Below are 23,898 nucleotides of genomic sequence, written 5' to 3'. Positions count from 1 at the left end.
AGTGGTGTGGGACTCAGGCCGCGAGGGTCGGGGCCGGTCGCTCCGTGTAATACACCGTCACCAGCGCCAGGGACCCGAGTACCACGTAGGCGCCGACCAGGGGCGATACGCTGCCATTGAACAGATGCCCCACCATGAGGCCGATGAGCGCGCCCGTCACCGTGCTGAAAAAGCCGATCATCGACGATGCGGTGCCCGCGACATGGCCAAGTGGCTCCATCGCCAGGGTGTTCAGGTTGGAGGCCAGAAAACCGAACACGAACACGCTGCCGCCCTGCAGCAGCATGAAGGCGAGCAGGGTTTCATTGCCGCTCAGTGCGAGTCCGAGGTGGATCACGTTCAACACGATGAGCGTCACCAGGCCTGTCAGTGACAGTCGGCGCATGCCGAAGCGGTGCACCAGCCTCGAATTGGTGAACGCCGCCACCGCCATCGCTACCGCGACTGCGGCAAACAGCAGGGTGAAGCTGCGCCCGACATCGAACACATCGACAAAGATCTGTTGCGCGGAGGTGATGAAGCTCATGTGCCCGCCCACGACCAGCCCGAGCGCCAGCATGTAGCCCACCGAGGTCCGCGTGGTGAGGGTGATGCGGTAGGCGCCAAAGATTGCACGCGGCGAGATGGCACGCCTGTGCTCCTCGGGCAGGGATTCCTGCAGCCGCAGCAGGGTCCAGGTCAGGACGGCAGCGCCGGCAATGACCAGCGCGCCAAAGGCCCAGCGCCAGGGTGCGACCAGCAGGATCAGCTGTCCCATCGAAGGCGCGAGAATCGGCACGGCCATGAAGACCATCATCGCCAGCGACATGACCTTGCCCATCTGGGCGCCGGAGTACTTGTCACGGGCCAGCGACACGGCGATGACGCGCGGCGCACCGGCCCCGACCCCCTGCAGCAGGCGGGCTGCGAGCAAGGTGGCGAAACTGTCAGTCAGGGACGAAAGCATCCCGGCCACGGCGAACACGATCAGACCGCCAATGAGCACCGGGCGGCGGCCGTAACGGTCGGATAAGGGGCCGTACACAAGCTGCGATGCGCCCATGCCCAGCAGATACACCCCAATCACGGCCTGTGCCTGGTTCGGATCGGTCAGGCTGAAGTCGGCGTGAAGCATGGGCAGGGCGGGCAGCATCACGTCGATGGCGAGGGCGTTGAGCGCCATGCAGGCGGCAATGAAGCCGACAAATTCGGTAAAGCCCATCGGGCTGCGATCGGCGCGGTTCATGTGCGCCTCCCGGCCCCGGGGCGGGCGGGCGCAGGGGTTTCATGCGTCATAGGTCGAGGTTCTCTGTGAAGGGTTGCAGCGCTTCTGCGAGCGCGTCGAGTTGTTCCGGGCTGGCGACCCGCTGGAGCATGGCGATGTCGCTACCGATGACCGTCTTAAGTGCGGCTTCGATGAGTTCGATCCCCGCCGGGGTCAGGCGGACGCGCGAGCCGCGACGATCGGAGCTGTCGTCCTCACGCAGGACAAGATCTCGTTGCTCCAGGCACTTGAGCACCTTGGCGAGTCCGCCCGAGGTGATCAGCATGCCCTTGTAGATGTCCGAGGGGCGAAGCGCATGGGGCGAAGGGGTTTTGCGCAGGGTGGCGAGCACCGAGTACTCGACCGGCGAGAGTTCGAATCGGCTCATTTCGCGCTGGGCGTTCTCGTAGATCAGGTCGCGCAGACGAAAAACGCGCGCGATGAAACGCATGCCCGGGGTGTTGATCTCGGGAAAACTCTCGGCAGTCATGCGCAGCATGTCTTCGCAGCGGGTTCGGCATCGTGGGCTCATGCGTCGCAGTATAGTTTTTAGAATGCTTTCTAGCAAGCAAGTTTGCGGTTCGAGCCGAACCTTCGCAGTGGGCGCCAGTTACTGGTGCGGCGCATCTTCGCACCTCGTGCGATCGTTTGAAGGGAACAAAAAAAGGGTGGCTTTCGCCACCCCTCAACTCCTCGTCCGATCAAGCAGGACGACATCGGAGAGACATCCTGTATTAGCTGTTTACCGTTCTGGGTTCGCCCTTGACGAAGAAGCTGATCACATAGACCACCAGTCCGATGAAGAACATTACCCCTGCGCCTTCACGCATCCAGTAGAACAGCGACACCTGGTCCTGCGCAGCCATGAAGGACATCGGTGTATCCGACACCCGTTGCAGCCACACCTGGAGGATGCCGGCGGCAGTCAGGAACAGGGTGATGAAGACCATGGCGATCGTCATCAGCCAGAAGCTCCACATCTCCAGCACCTGCGCCTTGTTCGAGTTCGCGGCGCGACCGCGCAGAATCGGCATGGCGTAGCTGATCAGACACAGAACCACCATCACGTAGGCGCCGTAGAAGGCCATGTGACCGTGGGCGGCGGTGATCTGCGTGCCGTGGGTGTAGAAGTTCACCGGGGCGAGCGTGTGCAGGAAGCCCCATACGCCGGCTCCGAGGAAAGCCATCACGCCGGTTCCCAGTGCCCACAGCACGGCGGCCTTGTTCGGATGCTCGCGACGACGGCGATTGACCATGTTGAAGGCGAAAACGGTCATGGCGAAGAAGGGGATCGGCTCCAGCGCGGAGAAGATCGAACCCCACCACTGCCAGTACTCCGGTGCGCCGATCCAGTAGTAGTGGTGGCCGGTACCGATGATGCCGGTGACCAGGGTCATGGTGATGATGACGTACAGCCACTTCTCGATGACCTCACGGTCGACACCGGTCACCTTGATCAGCACGAAGGCCAGCAGTGCGCCGAGGATCAGTTCCCATACGCCTTCCACCCAGAGGTGCACCACCCACCACCAGTAGAACTTGTCGCGTACCAGGTTGTGCGGGTTGACGAAGGAGAACAGGAAGAAGATCGCCAGACCCCACAGACCGAGCAGCAGCACCATGCTGATCGCGGTCTTGCGGCCCTTGAGCATGGTCATGGTGATGTTGAACAGGAAGGCCAGCGCGACCACGACGATGCCGAGCTTGGTCGGCAGCGGCTGCTCGAGGAACTCGCGGCCCATGGTCGCGAGCAGGTCGTTTCCGGTCATCTCGGCCAGCGTCGCGTAGGGCACGAACAGGTAGCCGAGAATGGTCAGCGCACCGGCGGCGAGGAAGATCCAGAACAGCCCCAAGGCCAGTTTCGGGCTCCACAGCTCGGTTTCGGACTCCTCCGGCACCATGTAGTAGGCCGCACCCATGAAGCCGAACAGCAGCCACACGATCAGCAGGTTGGTGTGCACCATGCGTGCAACGTTGAACGGAATTTCCGGAAACAGAAAGTCGCCGATCACGTATTGAAGGCCCATGATCAGGCCGAAGACGATCTGCCCGATGAACAGGCCGATCGCCGCGATGAAGTACGGCATCGCGACCGCTTGTGATTTGTATTGCATCTGTATATCCCCTTGAATCCTGTCGAGAAATGCGTCGTGAACCGACTCAGCCCTCGATGTTGGGCGGCCAGTTGGCGGTGTTGATCTCGGAGCTGTACTTCAGGAAGGCGACCAGGTGATCGAGCTCCTCGTCGCTGAGGTGGAAGTTCGGCATCTGACGGCGACCGGGGGCGCCCGTCGGCTGCGACTGGATCCAGGCCTTGATGAACTCGGGGCCACGGCGGGTATAGACGTTTCCGAGTTCCGGGGCGAAGTAGGCGCCTTCACCGAGCAAGGTGTGGCAGCCGATGCAGTTGCGCGTTTCCCAGATCTTCTTGCCTGCGATCACTTCCGCGGTGAGGTTCTCGCGGTTGTCACGTTTGGGAAGGGTTTTCTCGGTGTCGAAGGTTAGCGCGAGGAACAGCAGGAAGAAGAAAACCGTGCCCCCGTAGAAGATATTGCGCGCCATTGCCTTGGTGAAAATGCCGCTCATGGAGTGCTCCTCATGATTGTCTCGTTATGTCCGGAAGATGAAAGGTGACCATTGGGTGAAGCGGATTCTGGTTTTCCAGGAACCAGTGCTCCATGATCTGAATCAAGAACGGACAGGCGGTGATTCCGGCAAGGCATATTCAGTGTGACTTTGTTCCTTGTTTACGCCCTTGCAATATGGGATGCTTTCACCATATATCGCCGTATTGGCGTGTTCTGGCAAGCGCAGGAGTTCCATCGTGAATCTGATGTCCCCTTTTCTGTCATCCCCGTCGCGGGCGAGCGAAGACGACCGCGCAATGCTGGTCGACATTTTTGCGATCGCATCCGATCGTGAAGAGCTGATGTCGCTTGGGGTGGTGCTGGGCACGTTTGACCCGAGCATCGACTGCTTCGAGCGCTGTCTGGTCACGCCCACTGCATTGCGCCGGCTGATGGCACTCGGCGACAAGTACCTCTGGGACAGGACGTCTGCTGTGCCTGTCGGTGCCGAACCTGAGGCGACGCTGCACTGATTCGTTTCACGTTCGGCTGGTCCGAACAAGCAGGCGCAAAAAAAGCCCGGCCATTTCTGGTCGGGCTTTTTGCTGAGCACTTACCGGATCAGGCGACCTTGACCGGAATCTTGCCAATCTTTGCCTGCCATTCCTTCGGGCCGGTTTCATGCACGCTGGTGCCGCTGGAATCGACAGCAACCGTAACCGGCATGTCCTGAACGTCGAACTCGTAGATGGCCTCCATGCCGAGGTCTTCGAAGCCGACGACCTTGGCCGCCTTGATGGCCTTGGCAACAAGATAGGCTGCGCCGCCAACCGCCATCAGATAGGCAGACTTGTTGTCCTTGATCGCCTCAATTGCGACGGGGCCGCGCTCTGATTTTCCGATCATGGAAATCAGTCCGGTCTGCTCGAGCATCATGCGGGTGAACTTGTCCATGCGGGTGGCGGTGGTCGGGCCGGCGGGGCCGACGACCTCGTCACGGACCGGATCGACCGGGCCAACGTAGTAGATGACGCGGTTGGTGAAGTCCACCGGAAGCTTTTCACCCTTGGACAGCATGTCCTGGATACGCTTGTGCGCCGCATCACGGCCAGTGAGCATCTTGCCGTTGAGCAGCAGCTTCTGACCCGGCTTCCAGGACGCGACCTCTTCCTTGGTCAGCGTGTCGAGATTGACGCGGATGGCGGTCTTGAGGTCGGGCGTCCAGGTGACATCCGGCCAGTCTTCGAGGCGCGGCGGCTCGATCTTTGCGGGGCCGCTGCCGTCGAGGTGGAAGTGGCAGTGGCGCGTTGCAGCACAGTTCGGCACCAGTGCCACCGGCAGGTTGGCCGCGTGACAGGGGTAGTCCAGCACCTTGACGTCAAGCACCGTGGTCAGGCCGCCCAGGCCTTGTGCGCCAACGCCGAGCGCATTGATCTTTTCGAGCAACTCAAGGCGCAGTTCTTCGGCGCGGGTGAGCTTCGCGCCAGAGGCGGCCTTTTCCTTGAGTTCGTGGATGTCCACCGGTGCCATGATGGATTCCTTGGCTAGCAGCATCGCTTTTTCGGGTGTGCCACCAATGCCGATACCGATGATGCCGGGCGGGCACCAGCCAGCGCCCATCTGCGGGATCATCTTGAGCACCCACTCGACGAGGTCGTCGGACGGGTTGAGCATGGCGAACTTCGACTTCGCCTCGGAACCGCCACCCTTGGCCGCGCAGATGACTTCGACGTGGTCGCCGGGTACGATCTCGAAATGGACCACCGCGGGGGTGTTGTCCTTGGTATTGCGACGCGCACCGGCCGGGTCGGCCAGCACGGATGCGCGCAGGGGGTTGTCCGGATTGGCATAGGCGCGGCGCACGCCTTCGTTGATCATCTCCTGCAGACTCATGGTGGCATCGTCCCAGCGGACGTTCATGCCTACCTTGAGGAAGACCATTCCAATGCCGGTATCCTGGCAGATCGGGCGATGTCCTTCGGCGGCCATGCGCGAGTTGGTCAGAATCTGGGCGATTGCGTCCTTGGCTGCGGGGCTTTCCTCACGCTCATAGGCCTCGCCGAGCGCCTTGATGTAATCGAGCGGATGGTAGTAGCTGATGTACTGGAAAGCATCCGCGACGGACTGGATGAGGTCTTCTTCGCGAATTACGGTCATGCTTGATCTCCGGAGTGGCTTGAGCGAAGGGGTGTTGCAGCCCGAAATTCTAGCACTCGCCGCGATGACGGGGGGTTCGCGCAAAGGTGTAAGTCCTGTGTAAGATAGGTGTTATTAAATGCGGTCCATTCCACGGCAGGGATGAAATCGAATCAGAGGCTGGATATAACCAGCCGCGCCGTCTGGGTCAGCGTCAAATCTTTGATTAGTTGAGGAGAGGTCAGCATGTCGAACGAGCAACAGGTCCGCATTTACAACCCCACGGAAGAATTCAAGAAAAACGCTGCAGTTTCCGGCATGGAAGCTTACGAGGCCTTGGTCAAGGAAGCGGCTGACGACTACGAGGGCTTCTGGGCACGCAATGCCCGCGAACTGCTCGACTGGAAGAAGCCTTTCACCCAGGTGCTTGACGAGAGCAATGCGCCGTTCTTCAAGTGGTTTGCCGACGGCGAACTGAACGTCTCCTACAACTGCCTCGACCGCAATGTGAACAAGGGTCTGGGCGACAAGGTCGCAATCATTTTCGAGGCTGACAACGGTGAAGTCACCCGTGTCACCTACAAGGATCTGCTGTCCCGCGTTTCCAAGTTTGGTAACGCCCTGCGCGGCATGGGCGTCAAGAAGGGTGACCGCGTCGTCATCTATCTGCCGATGTCGATCGAAGGCATCGTCGCCATGCAGGCCTGCGCCCGTATCGGCGCCACGCACTCCATCGTGTTCGGCGGCTTCTCCGCCCAGGCCCTGCGCGACCGTATCAACGATGCTGGCGCTGTTGCCCTGATTACCTCCGACGGTCAGTTCCGCGGTGGCAAGGCACTGCCGCTGAAGCCGATCGCCGACGAAGCGCTCGGCCTCGGTGGCTGCGAAACGATCAAGAACGTCGTCGTGGTCAAGCGCACCGGCGTCGATTGCGCCATGGAAGCTGGACGCGACACCTGGTATCACGAAGCCGTCGCCAGTCAGTCTGACGTCTGCGAACCGGAGTGGGTGGGTGCCGAGCATCCGCTGTTCCTGCTCTACACCTCGGGTTCGACCGGCAAGCCGAAGGGTGTTCAGCACTCCACCGGCGGCTACCTGCTGCACGCCATCATGACCATGAACTACACCTTCGACATCAAGCCTGACGATGTCTTCTGGTGTACGGCCGATATCGGCTGGGTCACGGGTCACACCTACATCACCTACGGCCCGCTCGCCTGCGGCACGACCGAGATCGTGTTCGAAGGCGTGCCGACCTACCCGGATGCCGGCCGTTTCTGGAAGATGATCCAGGACCACAAGGTTACCGTGTTCTACACCGCTCCGACCGCGATCCGTTCGCTGATCAAGGCGGCAGACAACAACGAAGCCGTCCATCCCAAGCGTTACGACCTGAGCAGCCTGCGCATCCTCGGTTCGGTGGGTGAGCCGATCAACCCGGCTGCATGGGAGTGGTACTACGAGAACGTCGGTGGCGGCCGTTGCCCGATCGTCGATACCTTCTGGCAGACCGAGACCGGTGGCCACATGATCACCCCGCTGCCGGGCGCGACCCCGCTGGTGCCGGGTTCCTGCACGCTGCCCTTCCCGGGCATCCAGGCCGCAGTGGTCGACGAGACCGGCACCGAAGTGCCCTGGGGCCAGGGCGGCATCCTGGTGGTCAAGCGTCCGTGGCCGGCCATGATCCGTACCATCTGGGGCGACCCCGAGCGTTTCATCAAGTCCTACTACCCGGCCGACTTCCAGGGCAAGCTGTACCTGGCTGGCGACGGCGCGATCCGCGACAAGGACACGGGCTACTTCACCATCACCGGCCGTATCGATGACGTGCTGAACGTTTCCGGTCACCGCATGGGCACGATGGAAATCGAATCCGCGCTGGTTGCTCACGAGAAAGTTGCCGAAGCCGCAGTCGTCGGCCGTCCGGACGACCTTACCGGCGAGGCGATCGTTGCCTTCGTGGTGCTCAAGGGCGCACGTCCGACCGGCGAGGAAGCCAAGGCCGTCATCAAGGAACTGCAGACCTGGGTTGGTCACGAAATCGGACCGATCGCCAAGCCGAAGGACATCCGCTTCGGTGAGAACCTGCCGAAGACCCGTTCCGGCAAGATCATGCGCCGTCTGCTGCGCCAGCTCGCCAAGGGCGAAGAGATCACGCAGGATATCTCGACGCTTGAGAACCCGGGGATTCTGTCACAGCTCAAGGGCTGATCATCCCCCGGCGCCGGCGGCAGTGTCGCCGGTGCCTGTAACAGTCGACAGGAGAAGGTCCGGCCACGTAGTCGGACCCGGTTGAGGAGAGGGAAGGCGCACGCTAGATGCGTCCCCATATTTGTCGTGAGCCGCGAATCCCGCCGTTAAGAGCGGGAGCGCGGCTCCGCTATACTCAGGGCAACGCCGTCATCATTGGGGTACATGATGCGCAAGGGTCTTGCCGGGCAACGTCTGGTCGCCGTTTTTCTGGTCGGCGTTCTGCTGTTCAATTTTCCGCTGATGTCATTGTTCGACCGACCCGTTCTGGTGTTCGGTCTGCCGCTGCTGCATGCCTCGCTTTTCGTCGCATGGGCGGGTCTGATTGCGCTCATGGCCTGGATTGCGGAGCGGGGTTCCCGATGAGGGGGCATCGCTGATGCTGCCGGGCAGCGTCATCATCGGCGCCTCTGTTGGCTATCTGCTGGTGCTGTTCGCGGTGGCCTACTTTGGTGACCGTCGGGCCGACCAGGGGCGCTCGGTCATTTCCAACCCGTGGGTGTACTCGCTGTCGCTTGCAGTGTACTGCACCGCGTGGACCTATTTCGGCAGCGTGGGTCGAGCCGCCTCGGGCGGAATCTGGTTTCTGCCGATCTACCTCGGGCCCACACTCGGACTGGCGCTGTCATGGCTGATCGTGCTGAAAATGATCCGCATCGCCAAGACGAACCGGATTACATCGATTGCCGACTTCGTGGCCTCGCGCTACGGCAAGAGCCATCTGCTTGGTGGCCTGGTCACGGTGATCGCCGTGGTCGGCACCGTGCCCTACATCGCGCTGCAACTGAAAGCCATTTCGAGCGGGTACGCACTGCTCACGGGCGATCACGACGGCAACTTCCGGCCCTTGCACCTCGGTGGCTGGCTGGATGACAGCACCCTCTATCTTGCACTCACGCTGGCGGCCTTCACGGTGTTGTTCGGTACCCGCCACCTCGACACCACCGAGCGTCACGAAGGCATGGTGGCGGCGATCGCCTTCGAATCGGTGGTGAAGCTGCTCGCCTTTCTTGCGGTCGGCGTGTACGTCACCTACTTCCTTTACGACGGTATTGGCGACATCTACGCGCGCGCTTCGGCGCACCCCGAACTGCTGTCCTTGCTGAGTTTCGACGGGGTGGACAAGGGCGGCTACGGAGGCTGGTTCTCGCTGATGCTGCTGGCCATGCTGTCGATCATCTTCCTGCCGCGCCAGTTTCAGATCGTGGTGGTCGAGAACGTCAACGAGCAGCATCTGCGGCGCGCGAGCTGGATGTTTCCGGCCTACCTGCTGGCGATCAACATCTTCGTGATGCCGATTGCGCTCGGGGGCTTGCTGCATTTCGGTCGCGGCGTGGTCGACCCTGACACCTTCGTGCTCACCTTGCCGATGGTGACCGGCCAGATAGAGCTCGCCCTGCTGGTGTTCATTGGCGGACTGTCGGCGGCCACCGGCATGGTGATCGTCGAAACCATCGCGCTGTCGACCATGGTGTGCAACGATCTGGTGATGCCGCTGCTGCTGCGGCGCACCGAGGTTGCACGCAACGATGGCCGCGATCTTACCGGCCTGCTGTTGATGATCCGGCGCGGGGCCATTGTCGGCGTGATGTTGCTGGGTTATCTCTACTTCCGGCTCGCCGGCGAGGCCTATGCGCTGGTGAGCATCGGGCTGATCAGCTTCGCGGCGGTGGCGCAGTTTGCCCCGGCCATGCTGGGTGGCATGTACTGGCGTGGCGGCACCCGCGATGGCGCGCTGGCCGGGTTGCTTGCGGGTTTCCTGGTGTGGGGCTACACCCTGATGCTGCCCTCGTTCGCGAAATCGGGCTGGCTCGACATGAGCCTGCTCGCGCACGGTCCGTTCGGCATCGAGCTCCTGCGCCCCGAGCAGCTGTTTGGTTTGAGCGAGCTCGACAGCCTGAGCCATGCGCTGTTCTGGAGCCTGTTTGCAAACGTCGGCTGCTACGTGGCCGTGTCGCTGCTGCGTTCGCCTACCGGCGCCGAGGCCAGCCAGGCGACGCTGTTCGTCGACGTGTTCCGGCGCGGGCTGAGCACGCCGGCAAGCTTCTGGCGCACCGGTGCCGAGGTGCGCGAACTCATTCCGCTGGTTGCCCGTTTTCTTGGCCGGCACCGGACAGAAGAGGCGTTCGGACGTTACGCACGCTCGCATTCGCTTTCCAGCCCCGATCAGCTCAAGGCCGATCCCGAACTCGTCAACTTTGCCGAATCCTTGCTTGCGGGGGCGATCGGCAGCGCATCAGCCCGCGTGATGGTGTCCACCGTGGTTCAGGAGGAGCCGCTGGGCCTGGACGAGGTGATGGACATCCTCGATGAAGCCTCGCAGGTTCGCGCCTACTCGCATCAGCTCGAAGAGAAGTCGCGCGCGCTTGAAGCCGCCACTGCCGAATTGCGCGCCGCCAATGAACAGCTCAAGGAGTTCGACCGCCTCAAGGACGATTTCATGTCCTCGGTGACGCATGAGTTGCGGACCCCATTGACGTCCATCAGGGCGCTTTCCGAGATGATGCTGGATGATCCCAAGACGGATCTCGCCAACCGGAAACGTTTCCTCGGCATCATTGTTTCCGAGACCGAACGTCTGACACGCCTCGTCAATCAGGTGCTCGATCTGGCCAAGATCGAATCGGGCCACGCCGAATGGCACAATTCGGATATCGACATGCGTGAGCTCGTCGAGCACGCGGTGGATGCGACCGCGCAGTTGTTCAGCGACCGCGGTGCCGTGGTCGAAGCCGATCTGGCGGACACGGTGCCGGTGCTGAAGGCCGATCATGACCGGCTGCTGCAGGTCATGATCAACCTGCTGTCGAACGCCGCCAAGTTCGTGCCTGCGCAGACCGGCCGGGTGAAAGTGAGGTTGTTCGTAGACGAGGAAGGCATCCGTGTCGACGTGGCGGATAATGGAGGAGGAATCGCGCCCGAGTTGTTGCCGGTGGTGTTCGAGAAGTTCCGGCAGGGTGGGGACGCGAAGGCCCGGCCACAGGGTACGGGTCTGGGGCTGCCGATCAGCCGGCAGATCGTGGAGCATTTTGGAGGCCGGCTTTGGGTCAGCTCAAAGCCGGGAGAAGGCGCAATATTTTCGTTTGTGCTGCCGCTTGCATCGGGCTGACGAACGAATGGCATAAAATAGGCGTCAGGGGAGGGAATGCATGGCCAAGAAAATACTGATTGCGGACGACGAGCCGAATATCGTGATCTCGCTCGAATTCCTGATGAAGCGGGAGGGCTTCGATGTCACTGTGGCGACGGACGGCGAGGAGGCGGTCAACCGCATTCGCGGCGACCGGCCTGATCTCGTGTTGCTCGACGTCATGATGCCCAAGAAGAGTGGCTTCGAGGTGTGCCAGGAGATCAAGGCAGACCCGGAGCTGCAATCCACCCGCATCCTGATGCTGACAGCAAAGGGGCGGGATACCGAAGTCAGCAAGGGGCTTGCGCTGGGGGCCGATGCCTACATGACCAAGCCTTTTTCCACCAAGGAGCTCGTGGAGCGCGTGCGCAGCATGTTGGAGAACTGAACGATGTCGGCACGCATGCGCTTCGTTCTGGCAGTCATCGTGCTCGGGCTGCTGATGACCGGCCCCTTCATCCTTACCGCAGTGCTGGTGTGGGTTGAAACCAAGGGCAGTCAGCGCGACCTGCTCATTCAGGTCATACAGCCGCACCTGCCGCTGGGGTCGCTGCTGACCATCATGGGGTTCGGCGTCGGCATTGGCGTGCTGCGCAACCTGTTCCGCCAGTACGTGCAGGGTCTGCTGCGCATGGCCGAGAACCTGCGCCTGATGCTCGGTGCCAACGTCGGCTTCCGTGTCGAGCCCGAGGGGCCGCCCGAAGTGCAGGCGCTGGCGGTGGCGGTCAATGAACTCGCGCAGCAGCGCGACAACGTCACGAAGGACGTCGAAACCCAGATCCGCAACGCCAAGGCCTCGGTCGAGCAGGAGAAAAACCGCCTCGCCGCACTGATGTCGGAGCTCACCCAGAGCGTGGTGGTGTGTAACCTCGACGGTCGCATCCTGCTCTACAACAACCGCGCAAGGCTCCAGTTCCGCGCCATGTCCGACGCGCCAGGCGTGGCCGGCGGTGGGGAGCTGATTGGTCTCGGACGTTCCATCTATGGTGTGTTCGAGCGCAATTTGGTGAGCCATGCGCTCGAGACCATCAACCAGCGCCTTCATCGTGAAGGCGTGCAACCGGTCGCCAACTTCGTGACCACGACGAAGGCAGGGCAGTTGCTGCGGGTGCAGATGGCGCCGGTGCTGTCCGCGACCGATCCGGTCGAGAAGGAAGGCGAGGGAGAAGGCGAGGGCGAGGGCGAGGGCGCAGAGCGCGTCCTGACCGGCTTCATCCTGATGCTTGATAACATCACTCGCACCTTCGAGAACGAATCTCGACGCGACCAGATGCTGCATACCCTGACCGAGGGCAATCGCGCGGCACTGGCCAATGTGCGCGCAGCCGCCGAGATGCTTGAGTATCCCGATCTGCAGGGCGAACTGCGCGAGCGCTTCCGTACCGTCATCCGCGACGAGACGCAGGCCATGAGCCGGCGCCTCGACCAGACGGCGAACGAATTCGCCGATTCGCTCAAGGCGCGCTGGCCGCTCGAAGAGATGCTCGGTGCCGACCTTATCGCGGCCGTCCAGCGTCAGATCGAACAGCGGATCAGTCTCCGTACCAAGCTCGAGGAGGTCGACGATTCGCTGTGGCTCAAGGTCGATAGCTTCTCGCTGATGCAGGCGCTCACCTATCTCGCAAGCCGGCTGTCGGACGAGTTCGAGGTGCGCGAGGTGCGTTTCCGCCTTACGGCTGCGGGGCGCCACGTTCACCTCGACCTGATCTGGTCGGGACAGGCAATGAGCACCGAAACGGTGATGAGCTGGGAACTCGAGTCCATGCAGTTCGCAGGCGAAAGCAGCCCGCTGACGGTGCGTGACGTCATCGAGCGCCACGATGGCGAGATGTGGCTCGAGCGCGAGAAGGTGCGCCATCGCGCCTTCTTCCGTCTCCTCATCCCGGCTGCATTGCCGCAGGAGGTGGTCGAGGCCGGGACTTACCTGCGCGGCGAAAGCCGCCCCGAGTACTACGACTTCGATCTGTTCAAATGGTCGGAGAGATCGCATGCGCTCGACGACCGTCTGCTCACCGAACTGGCCTACACGGTGTTCGATACCGAGACTACCGGCCTCAACCCCTCTCAGGGCGACGAGATCATCCAGATCGGCGCAACCCGCGTCCTCAATGGCAAACTGCTGCGCGGCGAATCGTTCGAGCAACTGATCGATCCGTGCCGGCCGCTGTCGGCCGAGTCGGCCAAAATCCACGGCATCTCCGAGGACATGCTGCGGGGGCAGCCCACGGTCGAGTCGGTTCTGCCGGCCTTCCATGCCTTTGCTGCAGAAACGGTGCTGATTGCCCACAACGCCGCTTTCGACATGCGCTTCCTGCAACTCAAGGAACAGCTCACCGGTTTGCGTTTCGATCAGCCGGTGCTCGACACCCTGCTGCTGTCGGCGGTGATTCACCCCAATCAGGAATCGCACCGCCTCGAAGCGATTGCAGACCGCCTTGGCCTCACCATCATCGGGCGCCACACCGCACTCGGCGATGCCATCGTGACCGCTGAGGTCTTCCTCAAGCTCGTTCCCCTGCTGGCGGAGAAGGGCATCCGAACCTTGCGCGAAGCACGTGAAGCGGCAGAGAAAACCTACTACGCGCGGATCAAGTATTGATGCTGAGCGCGGTATTTTTCGACATCGTCGGTGAGCGGCAGTTTTGAGCGCCTTTTCCCGACAGCTTCGTCGCTATTACGGCTGGTACACAGGCACCTTCCTGTTCTTCGTGGTGATGCTCGCCATCGGTGAACAGCTGGGCCTGTCGCAACACCTGATCGGCCACGTCTTTCTGTTCGTCACCATCGCCATCTACGCCAGCATCGGCGTGATGAGCCGCACCACCGACGTGTCGGAGTATTACGTCGCGGGGCGGCGCGTGCCGGCCGTGTTCAATGGCATGGCGACCGCGGCGGACTGGATGAGTGCCGCGTCCTACATCGGTCTGGCGGGCACGCTCTACTTTTCCGGCTTCGAGGGGCTGGCCTTCGTCACCGGCTGGACCGGCGGCTTCGTGCTGGTGGCCCTGCTGCTCGCGCCCTATCTGCGCAAGTTCGGCCAATACACGATTCCCGACTTTCTCGGCGCGCGCTACCAGGGCAACGTCGCCCGCCTCGTGGGGCTCGGCGCCACCGTGCTTGCGAGCTTCGTCTACCTCGTGGCGCAGATCTACGGTGTGGGGCTGGTGACCAGTCGCTTCGTCAGCGTCGAGTTCGAGATCGGTCTGTTCATCGGCCTCGCCGGCATTCTGGTGTGTTCCTTCCTCGGCGGCATGCGGGCGGTGACCTGGACCCAGGTCGCACAGTACGTGATCCTGATCATTGCCTATCTGGTGCCCGTGGTCATTCTGTCCTACAAGCTCACCGGGGTTCCGGTGCCGCAGATCATGTACGGGACGGTGCTCAGTCAGGTGACGGAGCGTGAGGCCGAATTGCTCGTCGATCCGGGCGAAGTCGAGGCGCGTAAGCAGTATCGCTATCGATCGCAGGACTACGCGAGCAAGATTGCCGACCTGCCGGGTTCGCTCGATGCCGAGCGCCGTTCGCTGATCGAGCGTCTCAACATCATGCGGCTGGAGAACGCCTCGGCACGCGAGATTGCGGCAACCGAGCGCTCGCTGCGCGACCTGCCGCGAACGCCCGAAGAGGCGCGAGTGCAGTGGAACAAGGCACAGGCGGAATCGCTCGAACGTTCGCGTGCGCCACCTCGCCACGCAGACGCACACCCGGGAAGAACGCCGCAGGAGCGGACGGCCTCCCGCAACAACTTTCTCGCACTTGTCTTCGTGCTCATGGTCGGCACGGCGGCGCTGCCGCACATCCTGATGCGCTACTACACCACCCCTGGCGTGGTCGAGGCGCGGCGCTCGGTATTCTGGTCGTTGTTCTTCATCTTCCTCCTCTACGTCACCGCCCCGGCCTATGCGGTGTTTGCCAAGTGGGAGGTGTACAACAACGTCATCGGCTCGAGCCTTTCCATCCTGCCCGACTGGGTCGCATCCTGGGGCAAAGTGGGGCTCGTGCACATCGAAGACATCAACGGTGACGGCATCCTGCAACTCGCCGAGTTGACCATGAATACCGATGTGATCATGCTCGCCACCCCTGAGATCGCCGGCTTGCCCTACGTCGTCACCGGTCTGGTCGCCGCCGGCGGGCTCGCCGCCGCGCTATCGACTGCCGACGGCCTGCTGCTGACCATCTCCAACGCGCTGTCGCACGACCTGTACTACAAGGTCATCAACCCTGCCGCCTCAACCCACCGCCGGCTGGTGATTTCCAAGTCGCAACTGCTGGTGGTGGCCGTCGTGGCCGCATGGGTCGCGTCGCTGCGCCCGGACAACATCCTGTTCATGGTCGGCCTCGCGTTCTCGATCGGCGCCGCCTCCTTCTTCCCCGCCTTGGTGCTCGGCATCTTCTGGAAACGCGCAAACCGCCCCGGCGCGGTGGCAGGCATGCTGATCGGGCTTGGCGTCACCCTCTACTACGTCGTTCGCACCCACCCCTTCTTCGGCGGCTCGATGGCCAACGCCTGGTTCGAGATCAACCCGATCTCGGCCGGCGTATTCGGCGTACCGCTCGGTTTTGCGGTGATCGTCATCGTCAGCCTGCTGACCCCGCCCCCGCCGAAGGAGATCCAGGATCTGGTGGATTACGTGCGCTATCCGCAGTTGCCGAATCCGGATACTTCAGAAGGGCGCGCCTAGGTTTCTCCATATGATGGAAGGCCGGGGTTGCATCTACACCGTAGCGCTTATCTGGAGTGAGAACGGGCGGTGGAGATTTGACGTCTTCCCCTTGATCGAACGGTTTTTCGTTTTGACCGTTTTGTTGACGGGCGGGTGCTGGGGACTCCTCTAATGTTCTCGCTCACGCCCGCAGCAGGCACGGTGACCAGTGAGCTCGGCGGACTGCCGGCTGCCGGCTTTCTACGCTCCCCCCAGATCTTCGCAAGGCCGAGGATGGTCAGGCACATCCACAGTACCTGGGTGACAAAGGATGCGAGGTTGAAATAGAAGAAGAGCGAGAACAGCAGGCAGCCGGGGCCAAGAATATTGAGCCCGATGTATCTTGCGTCGCGCTGGCTGAAGCGACCGAGTTGCAGGCCTGCATAGGCAATTTGATAACAGATGACGCCGATGAGTCCAACCACGTCAGGGAGGTTCATGATGTTCCAAAAAACGGGCGGCATCCGCAGATACCGCCCGTGAGGGTCGTGTTGAATTCAGCCTTTGAGACATCCTCGGCATCGGGCTGGGCTGTTCAGCCCGGTGCAGGGGAGGCCTATCGCAACAACTGCTCCTCGAATGGATATCTGGTAAGCACCTCGTGCCCGGTTTCTGTAATCAATACCTGCTCCTCCAGCTTTACGCCGGGGCCGCCTGCAGTCCTTCCCAGAAAGCTCTCGACACACAGCACCATGCCCGGTTCGAGCACGCCGTCGTAACCAAAGGACTGCCAGGCCTCGGGGAAGTAGATGATGGGTGCCTCGTCACACAGACCGACCCCATGATAGAGGCAGGTGTAATGACGAAAGTCCTCAGCCGGATAACGCATCGCCTTGTGCGTCAGGTCGTGGTAGCTCACACCGGGACGCAGTAATTCGGTGTTGAAGCGGATCTGCTCATAGGCTCGGCTGTAGATGTCGCGCTGCGCGGTTGTGGGCGCCATGTCGCCGCACAGCCAGGTGCGCGAAGTGTCCACGCAGATGCCATAGGCACCGACGAGATCGGTGTCGAAAGCAACAAGATCACCGTTTTCGATGATGCGGCTGCTGCATTCCTGATACCAGGGGTTGCTGCGCGGACCTGAGGCGAGCAGACGGGTCTCGATCCATTCGCCACCTCTGGCGATGTTCTCGGCATGAAGGTAGCTCCACAGCCGCTGCTCCGAGATTCCGGGGCGCAGATGCTCGCGCATGACTGTCATGCCCGTTTCGCACGCATGGATGGCGCGACGCATCGCAAGCAGCTCGTCGCCACTCTTGATCTCTCGAGCGCGCTCCATGATCGCCTCACCGTTATGCACGCCAACGCCCCTGCGGGCGAGGGCGGAAATGCCTTCCGGGTTGCAGTGATCAATCGCGAGCCGGGTATTTCCGCCTCCGTGCTGATGCACCAGTGCAGCGATTTCATCTGCCCAGCGTTCGGCCTGCTCAGGTATGCGATCACCCGCACAGAAATAGAACCACGGTACGCAGGGGCGGATCTCGTCTATCGAGTCTGTGTGACCGCTGAGGAAGTCGCAGTGGTCGAATTCCCACAGCACCACGGGTCCGTCTGCGGGAACGAATACGTAGCGACTGGCGTTGTGCAACAGCCACACCTGCATGTTGGTGCTGTCAGTTGCATAGCGAACGTTAACCGGGTCGTAGAGCACGATGCCGGCGTAGTCAGCCTGGCGTAGTTGCTGCCGCACCCGCTCCAGCCTGTATCTCCTCATTGCGGCAAGATCGGGTGCTGCCAGCCCTGCCTTGTCCCACTCGCCGACGGCTTCGGCGCCTGGTCCAAGGGCGTGCATATTGAGTACGCCAGCAGCGTCGCCGCCCGGACGATCTGTTGGTTCAGATCCTCCGATCCGGCGCCGGCTCCCGGCACCGATTCTCGAATCCTGAACAGTCGATGCCAGTGTGCTCATGCTTGCGAGTCCTGGAGCAGGGCCTTCACAAAACCAATCATCAGCACCAGCATCAGGGCCATGAAGGGCAGGCCCATCGCGACTGCGCCGGCCTGCACGCCCTTGAGCGCGCTATCCCCACCAATGACGAACAGCACCATGGTGACGAGTGCGATCAGGCCAACCCACAGTACCCGTTGCGGCACCGGCGTTTCGGGGATACCGCCAGCCGCAAGGTTATCGACCACCAGGGCACCCGAGTCCACCGAGGTCACCATGAAGATCACCAGCAGGAAGACCACCAGCAGCGACGTGATCGCCGACATCGGCAGGACTTCAAGGAACTGGAATATGGCCATATTCACATCCTTGAGCCCCTCTGCCAGCGCGCCCGTTCCGGCTGCGACCTGAGCAATGGCACCACCACCGAATGCGGTGAACCAGAACAGTGCGACGATGGTCGGTACCAGCATCACCACGGTCACCATCTGGCGGATGGTACGGCCTTTGGAGACCTTGGCAACAAAGACGCCAACCAGCGGTCCCCAGGTACACCACCAGGCCCAATAGAACACCGTCCAGCCCTGGAACCAGTCGGCGTCAGGCCGATCGACCCAGTTTGCCAGCGGCACGAACATCGTTACATAGTCAGCCGAAGCGCTGAACATGCCGGACAGAAAGACGCCGACACCGACACCGAAAACGGCGAAGATCAGCAGCAGCAGCGCAAGGCCCATGTTGATGTTCGACAGCAGCTTTACGCCTGAATCCATCCCGCGCCATACCGATACCGCGGCGATACCGCAGACGGCGAGAATGAACAGGGCTTGCATGGTGAAATCGTTGGGGGTTCCGAGCACGTGATGAATACCGGCCGTCGCCTGCATTGCGCCAAGACCCAGCGACGTCGACAGGCCAAAGGTGGTCAGTACAACGGTGAAGACGTCTACCGCATGACCAATCGGCCCCTTGTAAGCATCGCCAATCAGGGGCTTGAGGGCCGAGCTGAGCGAAAACGGCAGGCCCTTGTTGTACGAGAAGTAGCCGACGATCAGTGCGGTGCTGAGGTAAATGGCCCACGGGTGCAGGCCCCAGTGGAACATCGTTGAGCCCATTGCCCCATGCACGGCTTCAGGCGTATTGGCAGCGATATTGAGCGGCGTTTTCCACCACGCGGTGTAGGCGGCCACCGGTTCGGCCACGCCCCAGTACAGCAGTCCGACGCCCATGCCGGCGGCGAACAGCATCGAGAACCACGATAGCATGCCGTATTCGGGTCGCGCATCCTTCCCTCCCAGGCGGATCTTTCCGAGCGGCGAGATGGCGAGGGCGACACACAGCAGCACAAACAGGTTGCCCATGATCATGATGAACCAGTCGCAATGCTTGAGAATCCAGCCCTTTATTGCCTCAAGGTTGGCGCCGAAAGCAGCCGGGTCGTTCAGTGCAAGGGCTACGGTTGCAACGATGAACGCAACCGAAACCGGGAATATGACTTTGTGGAAGTCCAGTCCCATTAGCCGGGCATTGCTTTCGCCAGGCAACGGGAGTGTGGTGCTCATCTCTCTCATTGATGTCTCCTCATTCTATTTTTGTGTGGCTTCAGCGCGACGAGGCTGGCTGAACCGCAGTGACCGACGTCAGAATCTCTCTTGATCCGAATCAATCGGGTGAGACGATTGTTAAGAAATCAACGCGCTGTAACAAACGATTTTTGTGCGGCTTATTAATGACTTTCAGTAATGTCATTGAGCCCCGCGCCTTTGCCTTTCGACATAAAAAATCCCTGCAGCCGCGATTCGCGGGGCAGGGCAGTCAAGACCAGTCATCCGCTTTCAGATCAGACGCTATTTCAGAGAGAGCAGCCATTCCCTGAAGCACGCGACGCTCCTTCGGCGCTCATGCGGACCGGGCTTCTCGAGGACGAGGAATTGGGCGTCTGTTTCGAGCACGTCTGCTATCGGCTTGACGAGGGTGCCGGCGTTGAGATACTGCTCGACAAGGTTGTGCCAGCCCAGTGCAATGCCCTGGCCACTGAGTGCAGCCTGTATGACCAGAGAATAGTTGTTGAGGTTGATCTTGTTGCGCGGTGTGACCGGCGGAAGATTGAGCTGGCGAAACCATTGTGTCCAGCTGATCCAGTCGCGCTCGGATTCATCCAGCCACAACCAGGTGCAATTCGCCAGGTCCTGCGGCGAAGACAGATTCGGGTGTCGGGCAAGATACGCCGGACTGCAGATCGGAAAGATGGCTTCGTTGCAGATAGGCGTGCTTTTCATGCCGCCAGGCAGGCTCTTGCAGTAATAAACCGCGAGGTCGCACTCGAGCTTTTGATGATCCTTGACGTGATCATATGCAACGATGCGGAGGTCGATGCCCTCATGCAGTTCGTTGAACTCGGGAATCTTTGGCAGCAGCCACATCGAAGCCAGCGCGGTGCTGGTTGCAACGGTGACTTGCTGGTCGCCGTGCCAGCGCTTGATCTGGTGAGTGGCGTCCGCGAGCGCAAGCAAGGCTTCACGTGCCGAATGAAAGTACTGCTCTCCTGTCGGGGTAAGGCATACCGAACGTGTCGTGCGGTCGAGCAGGTGGGCGCCCAGCATGTCCTCAAGTACGGCGATCTGTCTGCTGATCGCGCCCTGGGTGACGTTGAGCTCCGAGGCTGCACGCGTGAAACTGCCGAGGCGGGCTGTTGCCTCGAACGCAATGAGTGCCTTGAACGGCGGAAGGGGCTGAATTTTCATTGTGCTTGACGTTCCGGCAGCGCCTCTCTGTTAGGGCCTTTCCCGGGCACACAAGCCCGGCGCGAAATTGTGCCTTCAAACGCTGTTGAATAGCGTGCGTTCAAGTCAGCGTTTGTGTTCGCAGGTAGCGGGATCGTCCGGGCATTCCTCGTCGCAGAGCTCTTTCCAGTTTCCCGGATAGACCACGTATCCAAAAAGTGCAAAACCGCCGTACTTCAGGGCAGTGCACTTTGGTATCAGCAGCACCTGGCCTGGCTTTACAGCGTGCTTTACACCGTCTGACTCGACTTCGAGGCACCCTTCGATGGTGAAGATGACCTCTTCGTAAAGGGTCGTCCAGCTTACTTCCGCACCTTCCCAGCGCGCAAATCCGACGCCCAGGTTGGGTGACACTTCATTGCTGAACGCCCGCGCCACGTAGGCAGCCCCTGGCGGGCCACCACGAACCACAAAGCCAAGGTCGGAGTGGTCGACGAGACGCACGCCGACAAGAGGTTGCGTAAGTTCTGTCATAGCTCACTCCTGCTGTTCCATGCCGCCAGTTTGATGCGAGAACGCACCCCAAACCCAAGGAATGGCTCCGGTGGATTCAGCGAGGGCATCCCCGTCACGGCCTGGATGTCGTGCAGCAGGGATGAGTCCGCGCCGACCGCCAGATCTGCCAGCAGGGTACCGGAGATCGTTCCCCACGCCGCGCCCACGCCGTTGTCGCAAGCTGACGCGAAGACGCCCTGTTCAAGCTGGCCAAAGAAGTTGGTGAAGTTGCGTGAAATCGCATAAACCCCGCCCCACGTATGGGTGAAGGGCACTTCGGCGAGGTCGGGAAAGCGCCTTACGAGCGCCTTGCGATGATCGCTGCGAATGTCCGAGCGGGCCTTGTCATCAATGCTGCGTCCGTACTTGGGTACGTGCTTGTAGGTGTTGCGAATGATCAAGCGCTTGTCCTGGGTCATTCTGACTGTCGTGCCCGCGTGGTCCGCTGGGGTCAGGCCCCAGTTGAAGGTGCCGGTGTAGCGTTTGCATTCGTCATCGTTGAGCGGGCGGGTCCAGCTGGCAAAGGTCATGACCGGCAACAGACGGTTTTTCAGGTAGCCGAACTCCTGGGTGAAGATGCTGGTGCCGAGCAGCAGGCGTGGCGTGCGAATCGTCCCGGCATTGCCATGCAGCACGAAGCCGCCCTTGCCATCGCGTTCAAGCCGCGTGATGGGGGAGTTTTCCAGCAGCTCTACGTTTTCCGGCAAGGAATCACCCAGCCCCCGCACGAGCGCAGCAGGCTGCATCAGGTAACAACCCGGGGTAAAGATCGCGCGGCTGTAATGCGTGGTGCCGAGCACCCTTTGCAGCTCATCGCGCTCGACCATGCGAAAGGGTTCGCCGAGGCCGGAAAGCAGTTTCTCGAAGTGCGCCAGATAGGCAAGCCCGCGCTCGCCAACAGCACCCTGATATTTTCCCGCGTGTGACCACTGGCATTCGATATCGTGTTCAGCGATCAGCGATTCGAGCTGTGCGATTGCTGCACGGTTCAGCCCGAGAAGGCGCTGCTTGTGTGCGGGGTTCGGATGCTCAAGCGCGAACTTGTGCGGCAGGTCGATCACAAATCCGGAATTGCGACCCGAGGCACCTTCGGCGACGCGTTGTGCATCGACCAGAATGACACGGGCTTCTGGCTCGAGCGTGGCCAGGCGGCGAGCCGCCGCCAGCCCGGCGAAGCCCGCACCGATAATCACGTAATCCGCCGTTTGCTGCCCTGACAGGGTACGCACGGGCTTGGGGGCGGGCAGTGCTGCATACCAGCCGCAAGTTTTGTCGTCGTTGGGAAGGTTCATGATCTGCTCGCTCAGGCGGCTTCTTGTGTAATGCGCAGGCTGCATTCCTGCGTCCAGGCACGACGTTTTTCCTGCGCGGCTTCACCGATCAACGCGAAGCCACACATGCGTCCGGAGTCGTCGTGATAAGCGCAGCAGAAGCCGTTTTCGGTCGCTGTGCTGTGCCACTTGCCGACAACACTGGGTGGCAGCAACAAGCTGATTGGCGTGGCTGGCGTCTTTACCATCACCGGCATCGGCGGGTACTGAACTTCGGTTGGCCGACCCAGCAAGGTTTGGGACAGTGCCTTTACTCCGAGGTTGATCGGTGCGAGGTAGGGGGCCGGGCGGCCATCGATTTCAATGCAGTCGCCCAGCGCATAGATGTCCGGCTGCGAGGTTCGCAGCCTTGCGTCGGTGCGGATGCCGCGCGCTGTATCGATGCCGCAATCTGCTGCAAGGTCTACATTGGGTGCAAGGCCTACAGCGGAGATGATGGCAGTGGCTTCCACCTGTTCGCCGCTGGCGAGCGTGATCCGCCAGGCGCCTTCGTCTCCATCAACGGACACCACCGAGTTCTGCAGGTGCCAGCGCACGCCACGTGCGCTCAGTGCCTGTTGCAAACACCGGCCGGCTTCTTCGGGCATTGCTCGCTCGAGGGGCCATTTTCCGATGCCGATGACGCTGACTTCGGCGCCGCTGCTTGCAAGGTCGTTGGCGAACTCGCAGCCGATCAATCCGTCGCCGATGATCGCGACCTTGGCGCCATGGCGGAGTTGGCGCTGAAAGGCGGCATAGTCGTCCAGATTGTTGATGCTGAGCATGGCGTCGCGGCGTCCGCCCACATCCAGGCGGATCGGGCTGGCACCAAGCGCCAGCACCAGCTGACCATAAGGCATTGGGCCGAAACTGGTGTCGACGACATGTGCGTCAGCATCGATGCGACGTACTTCGCAGTGCGGGTAAATGCGGATGTTAAGGCGCTTTTCGATCTGGAAAGGTGCCTCGTCCATCAGGTCTTCCGCGCTGTGGCCTTGCGAAGTGGCGATGGAGAGCACCGGCTTGGAATAGAGATGGCCCGACTCCCGGGTCAAGACCACAATTTCGACCTTGTCGTTCTGCTCGCGGACTGCTGCTGCGAGGCTGTAGCCTGCATGTCCGCTGCCGATGATGACGATCGGCCCGCGGGACGGCACTGTAATCGGCGTCACCGTCGCGAAAGCAGGAACTTCAACAGGAACGTGTTCGACACGGGCGGTGATCTCGATCATTTCGAAATCAGCCTTGCCAACACCGCAGTCCGGGCACTTCCAGTCCTCGGGGACATCCTCCCAGCGCGTACCCGCAAGGATTCCGTCCTTCGGCCAGCCCTTGGCCTCGTCGTAGATCCATCCGCAGATGATGCAGAGCCATTTCTTCATCGCCGTCT

Annotated in this window: 19 protein-coding genes and 1 pseudogene; 7 read left to right on the top strand and 13 right to left on the bottom strand. The window is 61.4% G+C overall.

Features of this window, described 5'->3' with window-relative positions; genetic code table 11:
- Positions 1-13: 13 nt before the first annotated feature.
- From CEW87_RS19215 to CEW87_RS19200, 4 genes are all read right to left on the bottom strand, one after another.
- The gene (locus CEW87_RS19215; RefSeq protein ID WP_199917062.1) at positions 14-1,225 is read right to left on the bottom strand and encodes a multidrug effflux MFS transporter; all 1,212 of its coding nucleotides are present in this window, start codon (positions 1,223-1,225) and stop codon (positions 14-16) included.
- A 46-nt stretch (positions 1,226-1,271) separates the two neighbouring features.
- A complete protein-coding gene (locus tag CEW87_RS19210) occupies positions 1,272-1,742 on the bottom strand; it encodes a MarR family winged helix-turn-helix transcriptional regulator (RefSeq protein ID WP_159098215.1) in 471 nt (156 codons plus the stop codon).
- Between the two features lie 235 nt (positions 1,743-1,977).
- The gene (locus CEW87_RS19205; protein ID WP_108948637.1) at positions 1,978-3,357 is read right to left on the bottom strand and encodes a cbb3-type cytochrome c oxidase subunit I; all 1,380 of its coding nucleotides are present in this window, start codon (positions 3,355-3,357) and stop codon (positions 1,978-1,980) included.
- Between the two features lie 46 nt (positions 3,358-3,403).
- On the bottom strand, positions 3,404-3,829 hold the full coding sequence (locus tag CEW87_RS19200) for a c-type cytochrome (RefSeq protein WP_108948636.1): 426 nt from the start codon (positions 3,827-3,829) through the stop codon (positions 3,404-3,406).
- A gap of 238 nt (positions 3,830-4,067) precedes the next feature.
- On the opposite strand from CEW87_RS19200, the gene CEW87_RS19195 reads away from it, so the two are divergent.
- Positions 4,068-4,343: a hypothetical protein gene (locus CEW87_RS19195; RefSeq protein WP_108975595.1), complete on the top strand. Its 276-nt coding sequence runs from the start codon at positions 4,068-4,070 to the stop codon at positions 4,341-4,343.
- Between the two features lie 88 nt (positions 4,344-4,431).
- Here CEW87_RS19195 and CEW87_RS19190 read toward each other — a convergent pair whose 3' ends face one another.
- Positions 4,432-5,967: a fumarate hydratase gene (locus CEW87_RS19190; protein ID WP_108975593.1), complete on the bottom strand. Its 1,536-nt coding sequence runs from the start codon at positions 5,965-5,967 to the stop codon at positions 4,432-4,434.
- A gap of 225 nt (positions 5,968-6,192) precedes the next feature.
- Here CEW87_RS19190 and acs point away from each other — a divergent pair, with 225 nt between their 5' ends.
- The 6 genes from acs to CEW87_RS19160 all read left to right on the top strand — a co-directional run bounded on the left by acs (position 6,193) and on the right by CEW87_RS19160 (position 16,011).
- Positions 6,193-8,157, top strand: a complete 1,965-nt coding sequence (gene acs / locus CEW87_RS19185; RefSeq protein WP_108975590.1) for an acetate--CoA ligase — start codon at positions 6,193-6,195, stop codon at positions 8,155-8,157.
- Between the two features lie 207 nt (positions 8,158-8,364).
- Entirely contained in the window at positions 8,365-8,562 is a 198-nt protein-coding gene (locus CEW87_RS19180; RefSeq protein WP_199917237.1) for a hypothetical protein, read from the top strand.
- A 13-nt stretch (positions 8,563-8,575) separates the two neighbouring features.
- A complete protein-coding gene (locus CEW87_RS19175; RefSeq protein WP_108975586.1) occupies positions 8,576-11,305 on the top strand; it encodes a sensor histidine kinase in 2,730 nt (909 codons plus the stop codon).
- A 40-nt stretch (positions 11,306-11,345) separates the two neighbouring features.
- A complete protein-coding gene (locus CEW87_RS19170) occupies positions 11,346-11,714 on the top strand; it encodes a response regulator transcription factor (protein WP_108975585.1) in 369 nt (122 codons plus the stop codon).
- A gap of 3 nt (positions 11,715-11,717) precedes the next feature.
- A complete protein-coding gene (locus tag CEW87_RS19165; RefSeq protein ID WP_108975583.1) occupies positions 11,718-13,925 on the top strand; it encodes a 3'-5' exonuclease in 2,208 nt (735 codons plus the stop codon).
- Positions 13,926-13,968: 43 nt separating this feature from the next.
- Positions 13,969-16,011 carry a sodium:solute symporter family protein gene (locus CEW87_RS19160; protein WP_108975580.1) on the top strand — a complete coding sequence of 681 codons (2,043 nt, stop codon included), beginning with the start codon at positions 13,969-13,971 and terminating at the stop codon, positions 16,009-16,011.
- A gap of 47 nt (positions 16,012-16,058) precedes the next feature.
- Here the strand turns inward: CEW87_RS19160 and CEW87_RS22615 are convergent, their stop codons facing one another.
- The 8 genes and pseudogenes from CEW87_RS22615 to CEW87_RS22840 all read right to left on the bottom strand — a co-directional run.
- Positions 16,059-16,472, bottom strand: a complete 414-nt coding sequence (locus CEW87_RS22615) for a CBU_0592 family membrane protein (protein WP_199917061.1) — start codon at positions 16,470-16,472, stop codon at positions 16,059-16,061.
- 116 nt (positions 16,473-16,588) lie between these two features.
- Complete coding sequence (locus tag CEW87_RS19150) at positions 16,589-17,941, bottom strand: M24 family metallopeptidase (RefSeq protein WP_108975578.1); 1,353 nt, start codon at positions 17,939-17,941, stop codon at positions 16,589-16,591.
- Positions 17,938-19,482: a BCCT family transporter gene (locus CEW87_RS19145; RefSeq protein ID WP_234421588.1), complete on the bottom strand. Its 1,545-nt coding sequence runs from the start codon at positions 19,480-19,482 to the stop codon at positions 17,938-17,940. Before CEW87_RS19145 ends, CEW87_RS19150 begins: the two co-directional genes overlap by 4 nt.
- 285 nt (positions 19,483-19,767) lie before the next feature.
- Entirely contained in the window at positions 19,768-20,664 is an 897-nt protein-coding gene (locus CEW87_RS19140; RefSeq protein ID WP_108975574.1) for a LysR substrate-binding domain-containing protein, read from the bottom strand.
- Between the two features lie 105 nt (positions 20,665-20,769).
- Positions 20,770-21,177, bottom strand: coding sequence for an ethanolamine utilization protein EutQ (locus tag CEW87_RS19135; RefSeq protein ID WP_108975572.1), 408 nt, complete (start codon positions 21,175-21,177; stop codon positions 20,770-20,772).
- On the bottom strand, positions 21,174-22,490 hold the full coding sequence (locus CEW87_RS19130) for an NAD(P)/FAD-dependent oxidoreductase (RefSeq protein ID WP_199917060.1): 1,317 nt from the start codon (positions 22,488-22,490) through the stop codon (positions 21,174-21,176). The genes CEW87_RS19135 and CEW87_RS19130 overlap by 4 nt, the downstream gene beginning before the upstream one ends.
- A gap of 11 nt (positions 22,491-22,501) precedes the next feature.
- Positions 22,502-23,740: an FAD-dependent oxidoreductase gene (locus CEW87_RS19125; RefSeq protein WP_234421766.1), complete on the bottom strand. Its 1,239-nt coding sequence runs from the start codon at positions 23,738-23,740 to the stop codon at positions 22,502-22,504.
- A pseudogene (locus CEW87_RS22840) lies at positions 23,729-23,890 on the bottom strand (rubredoxin); the annotation flags it as partial. The pseudogene CEW87_RS22840 and the gene CEW87_RS19125, both read right to left, overlap by 12 nt.
- Between the last annotated feature and the right edge of the window lie 8 nt (positions 23,891-23,898).

This window comes from Parazoarcus communis (genome assembly GCF_003111665.1).
GTDB classification, from domain to species: Bacteria; Pseudomonadota; Gammaproteobacteria; order Burkholderiales; family Rhodocyclaceae; genus Parazoarcus; species Parazoarcus communis_B.
Note: the sequence above shows the minus strand (reverse complement) of the source record. Positions and strands in the feature narration are given on the sequence as shown.